Source organism: Bradyrhizobium sp. UFLA05-108 (assembly GCF_059803455.1).
The window spans coordinates 35,020-41,019 of the sequence record NZ_JBANAZ010000078.1; the positions used below are offsets into that span (position 1 = coordinate 35,020).

General features: G+C 59.9%; 5 protein-coding genes. 3 read left to right on the plus strand and 2 right to left on the minus strand.

Features of this window, described 5'->3' with window-relative positions:
• Positions 1-64: 64 nt before the first annotated feature.
• Positions 65-1,318: an ABC transporter substrate-binding protein gene (locus tag SO140_RS38135; RefSeq protein ID WP_449382976.1), complete on the minus strand. Its 1,254-nt coding sequence runs from the start codon at positions 1,316-1,318 to the stop codon at positions 65-67.
• 177 nt (positions 1,319-1,495) lie between these two features.
• On the opposite strand from SO140_RS38135, the gene SO140_RS38140 reads away from it, so the two are divergent.
• The 3 genes from SO140_RS38140 to SO140_RS38150 all read left to right on the plus strand — a co-directional run bounded on the left by SO140_RS38140 (position 1,496) and on the right by SO140_RS38150 (position 5,306).
• Entirely contained in the window at positions 1,496-2,560 is a 1,065-nt protein-coding gene (locus SO140_RS38140; RefSeq protein WP_449382975.1) for a LacI family DNA-binding transcriptional regulator, read from the plus strand.
• Between the two features lie 813 nt (positions 2,561-3,373).
• Positions 3,374-3,778, plus strand: a complete 405-nt coding sequence (locus SO140_RS38145) for a hypothetical protein (RefSeq protein ID WP_449382974.1) — start codon at positions 3,374-3,376, stop codon at positions 3,776-3,778.
• A gap of 439 nt (positions 3,779-4,217) precedes the next feature.
• Entirely contained in the window at positions 4,218-5,306 is a 1,089-nt protein-coding gene (locus tag SO140_RS38150; RefSeq protein WP_474802380.1) for an ABC transporter substrate-binding protein, read from the plus strand.
• Positions 5,307-5,509: 203 nt separating this feature from the next.
• Here the strand turns inward: SO140_RS38150 and SO140_RS38155 are convergent, their stop codons facing one another.
• Positions 5,510-5,854, minus strand: a complete 345-nt coding sequence (locus SO140_RS38155) for a YciI family protein (RefSeq protein WP_449382972.1) — start codon at positions 5,852-5,854, stop codon at positions 5,510-5,512.
• Between the last annotated feature and the right edge of the window lie 146 nt (positions 5,855-6,000).

Below are 6,000 nucleotides of genomic sequence, written 5' to 3' on the forward strand. Positions count from 1 at the left end.
ATTGAAGAGAGATCGACAGGAAGGAAAGGCGGCCGACGGTTCGTCGGCCGCCTTCTGTGGTACATCACTCCTGGGACTTCAGCACTGCAGCGACCTTGCCGGTGAATTCATCGGCGCTCATGTTGGTGTTCCAATATTGCGAGATGGCATCCTGGAGCGCGCCGATCAGCGCCGGCGGCGCCAGCATGTCGCCGGACGGCATTTGCTGAGCCTTGTCTGCGACGTAGCGCATGCCTTTTTGGGCGCAAGCGTCCAGTGCGGACGTATCGACATCGTTGCGCACCGGGATCGAGCCCTTCTTCAGCGCGAACTGGATCTGAGTCTCTGGCGCCAACATCAGTCTCGCCAATGCCATCTGCGCCTTGGTGGTGGATGGGTCCTTCGCCTTCGGAAATACGAACACGTCACCGCCCATCACATAACCGCCGCTGCCATTAGACAACACCGTGCAGCCATAGTCCTTGTCGGCGACCTTGCCCGCCGCGACGAATTCGCCCTTGGCCCAGTCGCCCATGATCTGCATTCCGGCCTTGCCCTGGATGACGAGGTTGGTCGCGTCATTCCAGTTGCGGCCGGGCGCGCCGGCATCGACATAGTCCTTGAGCTTCTTGTAGGTGACAGCGACCGTCTTGAACTCGGCGCTCCGCGCCAGCGACACATCATGCTTGCCGAGAATGCCGGTCCACATCTGCGCGCCGCCGACGCCGATCATGACCGAGTTGAACAGGTTTTGTTCCCAGTTCTTCTGGCCCGAGAAGGCCAGCGGGATCACCTTGCCTTCCGCCTTAAGCTTGTCGAGAATGGCTAGAGCGTCATTCCAGGTCTTCGGCTCGGCGGCGCCGACGGAGGCGAGCACAGCCTTGTTGTACCAGAGCCAATTCTGACCGTGGATGTTGATCGGCACCGCGTACATCTTGCCGTTGCGAGTCGCCGCGGCAACGATCGCGGCGGGCATCACGCCTTTCCAGTTGCCCTCAGTTGCAACCGCGTCGACATCGGCGAGCAGGTCGCCCTCCACCAGCTCGTCGAATTGCTTGCCGGTGTTGAGCTGCATCGCGGTCGGAGGATTGCCGGCGACGGTACGGCTGATCGCGGCGTTTCGCGCATTGGCGGCACCGGCCACGGCGCTATCGATCCACGTCCCACCGGCCTTGGTGAACTGATCGGCAAATACTTTCACTGCAGCGGCCTCGCCACCGGAGGTCCACCAATGAATGACCTCGGCTTTCATCTCTTCTGCGGAGACCGGCACAGAGGCCAATGTCATCGAAAAGGTCGTGGCGACGATCGCCACCGATGCGAACAGCGTGCGCTTCATCATTCCCTCCCGGATGCGCCTTTTGCAGGCGGTGTATTCGGCTTGCGGCCCTTACGGGCTCGTTGTTGCTCTACCGAATGTAATCGATTACATATTCACGATAGCAGAACCCTGGAATTTTGCAAGCCCGGTCATGGCAGTGAGATTGCGAGCCTCTCTATGGCAAAACGAAACAGAGTGACGCGCCAAAAAGTGACCAAGATCGCCGATGTCGCCCGGCTGGCGGGAGTTTCGGTGGCGACCGTCAGCCGGACGCTGGCGCGCCCTGAGATCGTGATCGAGGAAACCCGCACACGCGTGCTCGCTGCGGTGCGCGAGACCGGCTACACGCCGAACATTTCTGCAAGGAACCTGCGCGCACGGAAAACCATGGTGGTCCTGGTGGCGGTGCCGGACATCGCCAACCCGTTCTTTGCCGAGGTTTTGCAGGGCATCGACGACACCCTGTCGACCGCCGGCTATGGACTCATCATCGCCAGTCTGGCCGGATCGCCGGAGAAGGAGGCGCGCTATGTCGACCTGGTTTGCGCCGGCCAGGCCGACGGCGTGCTGCTCTTGTGCGGCCACGTGATGCGCAGCCCCGACCGCGACCTGCGCGACGCGCGCGTGCCGCTCGTCGCAGCTTGCGAGTACATTTCCGGCGAAAGCTTCCCCCAAGTCACAATCGACAATGTCGGCACCGCCAGCGAGGCGGTGCGACATCTGGTCGAACTGGGACACACAAACATCGCCTATTTGTCGGGACCAAAATCCAATATTCTGGAGCAGCAGCGTTTCGAAGGCTATCGGCAGGCCTTGCGCGAGGCGGGGATTGCGGCTGATTCAGGCTTGATCCTGCCTGGCGATTTCACCTTCCGCACCGGTGTCGAGGCCGGCCGGACGATGCTGGCGCTCGAGTCCGCAGCGCGTCCGACCGCGCTGTTTGCGGCCAACGACGAAATGGCGATCGGCCTGATCAAGACCGTGCAGGCGGCCGGCCTCCAAGTCCCGACCGATCTCTCCGTCTTCGGCTTCGACGGCATTGCCTATGCCGACTATTGCGAGCCGACCTTGACGACCGTCGTCCAGCCGCGCCGCGACCTCGGTGCCGCAGCGGCCGCCGAATTGATCGCGCTGATGACGACCGGCAGGGCGGGTCCACGGAAGAACATCCAGCTTCCCGCCACGCTGGCGTTGCGCGACAGCACGCGCCCGCTGCGGAAGAGTCCTGGCCATTCATCCCGGGGCGAGAGGTCCGGCTAGGACGGCGAAGAAACGGTGTAAGACCATCGCAGGCGGATGTGCGCCAAGAAGGGCCCTCCCCGCTAATTCGCAGTTTGATCCCAAGGCCGACATTGGCATGACACGTAGCAGTCGATAGATTGCGTTAGGTTCCTTTGCGCGAACTCGACGGCGTGCCCGCGCGGCGGTGGGCGCCGATACATGCAGACGTCGATTGGCGATCCTAGGCGTCAGGCCGTTATTTGGTCTGAATTGCAAGTCAACGTCTCTGACAATTTATCTCCGTCTGCACATCGGCCACTGATTTTAGTTCGCGCTCGGCAACGATCGAGGACGACAAATTTCAATTGTGTAACAGGAGTAATTTCAATGAAACGATGGGCAATTGTAGCCTTTGTAAGTGTTGGTCTTGTTGGAGGGGCATTCGCTCACCCGCTCGACCCTCCCGGCACCGTTTACATCGATGGGGTGCCGTGCAACCTCCCATGCCAGTCCTATATGGCGTGGAGCCGGCGGACGCTTAAGGCGAGCCAGGCTTCTGCCAAGGGGGCCGCGAACACATCCGTCGGCAAGGCGTCGATGGAAGCTCCCCGCAAACGCATTTCGAAGCGCGGTGAGTCGACCTCGGTCGATGCGCAGTCTCGGAAGAAGACCCGCGATTTTCGGGCCTCGCTCGCCGCGACTCCGAAACCGCCGCCTCCTCCAAGGCCGAGAACCCCTCCGCCGTGGCTCATCACAACTCCGGAGTCTCCGCCTGTTCCCGAAACCGGAAATGCTCCGCCTGCCGTGGAGACCAGCAATCCTCCAAAAGAGAGATCTCCTCAGGAGTTGATCATGGCTGCGTTGGCGATCGCCGAGCAAATCACGAACGCCGAAACGCCGAAGGCGCCGGGCAATGATCGCGCGGATGAGACCAAGGCTGGCGACGTCAATGTCTCGATACCTTTGGTCGCGCTCCTGCTCTCCCGACCGGATGTAAAATCGGTCGCCGCGCTCAAGGGCCAAAATGTTGCAATCGACAAGGCTCAGTCCGCGGTTGAGCAGGACATCCGCTCCGCTTTGGAGGCCGGCGGTGCCATGAACGCTCAGCTTTCGGTTGGCGACGGCGCCTCGCTAGATCGACTTATCAGCGGAGACGTACAAGCCGTAGTATTAAAACTAGTTTCCGCCGACGCGGCAGAAGCATTCCCTGAAATTAAGGGCTTCAAGGTTCTCCGCGTTCCCCTCTTGGCCCGTTGACGGCGTGCACATTACAACGGAACCGGTCGCGACCGTCCCCGAAAACGGGATAGTCGGTGCCGGCCGTTGGCCTGCCGGTGGGCGAGCCGTCTTCGGGCGGAATGTGATCGGCGTCACGGCGCATCAACGCCACATCTTACACTAGATGGCATGTGCTAATCGACGACATCAAAGATCGGAAGGTACGGCGGAGGTAACCGGCCTGATGATCTTGAAGGCCCCGACGTGCAACATCGTCGGGGCCTTTTGTTCAGGCCGTCTTGACGCTTAGGGCGGCTCTCGAAAGCGACGCCGAACTTATATACTCGGCCTGGCCCTACCGTTTTAACCCACTTCAGACATCGGCAACCCAACAATATTTGCTGCGGCCGAACCCGCACGTCTTTCAAGTTCAAGTTTGGACAATTAAACTGTCGCGTTGAAATCCGTGGAGGTCCGCATGCACCGGCGTGATTTCATCGGACTGATCGGCGCGACCGCGCTGAGTATTCCTCGACCGGGCTATGCCCAGAAGAAAACGGACATGCCGTTGGTCGGGTTTTTGCTGGTGCAACGGCTGGAGACCTCAAACTCCAAAGATAGAATTACCATGCTCCGGAAGGGCCTTCAGGAGGAGGGTTTCGTCGAAGGGACGAACTATTCCCTTGCCGTGCGGTCCGCCGAAGGAGACGTAGATCGTTATCCTCAGTTTGCTAGGGAATTGGGCGCGCTCAATGCACGCGTCATCGTCGTGAATGGCTCTCTCTATGGCTTGGTAGACTCAGTGTTGTGCACGGAAGGATCATACCGCGGAGAAAAGACACCGCCGAATATTGTGCGTCAGTGCGAAGTGTTTCATGAGTTTCGTCGATCTTTTCCAGCGCTGCCGCTTGTTTTTTGCAACGTTGCTGCCGACCTCGTCGCGCTAGGCATAGTCCCAAGCTATACGCACCCGGGCGGGTTGCTCACCGGAAACGTCATGAACGCAGCCGGTGGCGAAGAAACGATCACCCAAAAGCGGATCGCGTTCTTCAAGGAGCTTGTCCCAAATCTGGTGCGCCTCGGCATGATAGCGCCCGCCAACGGGGTATTGGCGATGCAGGAGAAAGATGCGCTGCAAAAGGTGTCCGCCCAGTTGGGCTTTGAGGTCGTTCACTACGATCTCAACACCTTTGACGATCTGGACAGCGCCGTTGCAGCGGGGCTTCGGGATGACGTGAGCGCGTTCTACATCTCGGGCGAGCCTCTGATGAGCGCTGATGTTTCACGCGTCATAAATTCCGTCACGGCCTCCGGAAAGCCAAGTGTCGCTCCCTATCCGTTCTGGGGACAGGCCGGAGTTCTGATGAGCTATTCGCCCGACCCGCTCGATGGTGTGCATCATGCGGGCACCTATGCCGGGAAAATATTGCATGGCGCGAAGCCCGGCGATCTCCCGATCGAGCAGGCGAGCAAGTTTACCCTCGTTATCAACCTTAAGACCGCTAAAGCGCTTGGCATTAGCGTGCCTCCCACGTTGCTGGCCGTCGCCGACGAGGTGATTGAATAGCACCCGGTCTACTGCAATGCGTGAGTCCGGAAGTGGCCCCAGGCCGAACAGCGCTTATTGCGATGTCGGCTGTCGGCGGTAAAACCGGACGCCGGGGTGTGCTTGCCTTGACCGCTGCTTGTGACCCAAGCCAGTCATCATGAACGACGCGAAACGTTCAGCCATCGATCTCAGCGTAGGTTCGGACTCACATCGTGCCGCCGTCACACATGGAGTGGCCGGACCTCTTGCGGCCAGCCACAAGCGATTGCGAGCTTGCCGGCCCAAAACTTCGCCGACTCTTGTTCGGAGACATCAACGACCGTGAAGCCACCGAGATATTCCGGGGCGTTGGAATACCGACCTTCGCTAAACCTCAGTTCGCCGCTGATGTTATTGGCATTGAAAGCCTTGCTCAGATCTTCATCTACTCCCGCGGCGAAGATGAGCACGCCCGCTTCCTTCATCTCGGCCACGACTGCCCTAGCCAATGGTCCGCGAGACCGAAACCACTCTTCGGAGTGATCGCCGACCCATTGCTGGTTGAAGTAGATAATGTAATGCGTCATGTGACCTTCCTATTATCTGCGGCTAGGAACATACTACCCCAGATCATCGGTGTTTGGCGTATTCCGCTTCTGTGAAGGGTTTCGGATGCCGGCCGCATGAGGGACGGGGCGGCGTATTCGGCGGCCGGCGTCCGAAAGCCTCCAAG

Excerpts from the sequence above, each read along its gene's own strand:
- SO140_RS38150 (WP_474802380.1), top strand. The coding sequence starts at position 4,218 with ATGCACCGGCGTGATTTCATCGGACTGATCGGCGCGACCGCGCTGAGT.
- SO140_RS38155 (WP_449382972.1), bottom strand. The coding sequence starts at position 5,854 with ATGACGCATTACATTATCTACTTCAACCAGCAATGGGTCGGCGATCAC.
- SO140_RS38145 (WP_449382974.1), top strand. The coding sequence starts at position 3,374 with ATGGCTGCGTTGGCGATCGCCGAGCAAATCACGAACGCCGAAACGCCG.
- SO140_RS38135 (WP_449382976.1), bottom strand. The coding sequence starts at position 1,318 with ATGAAGCGCACGCTGTTCGCATCGGTGGCGATCGTCGCCACGACCTTT.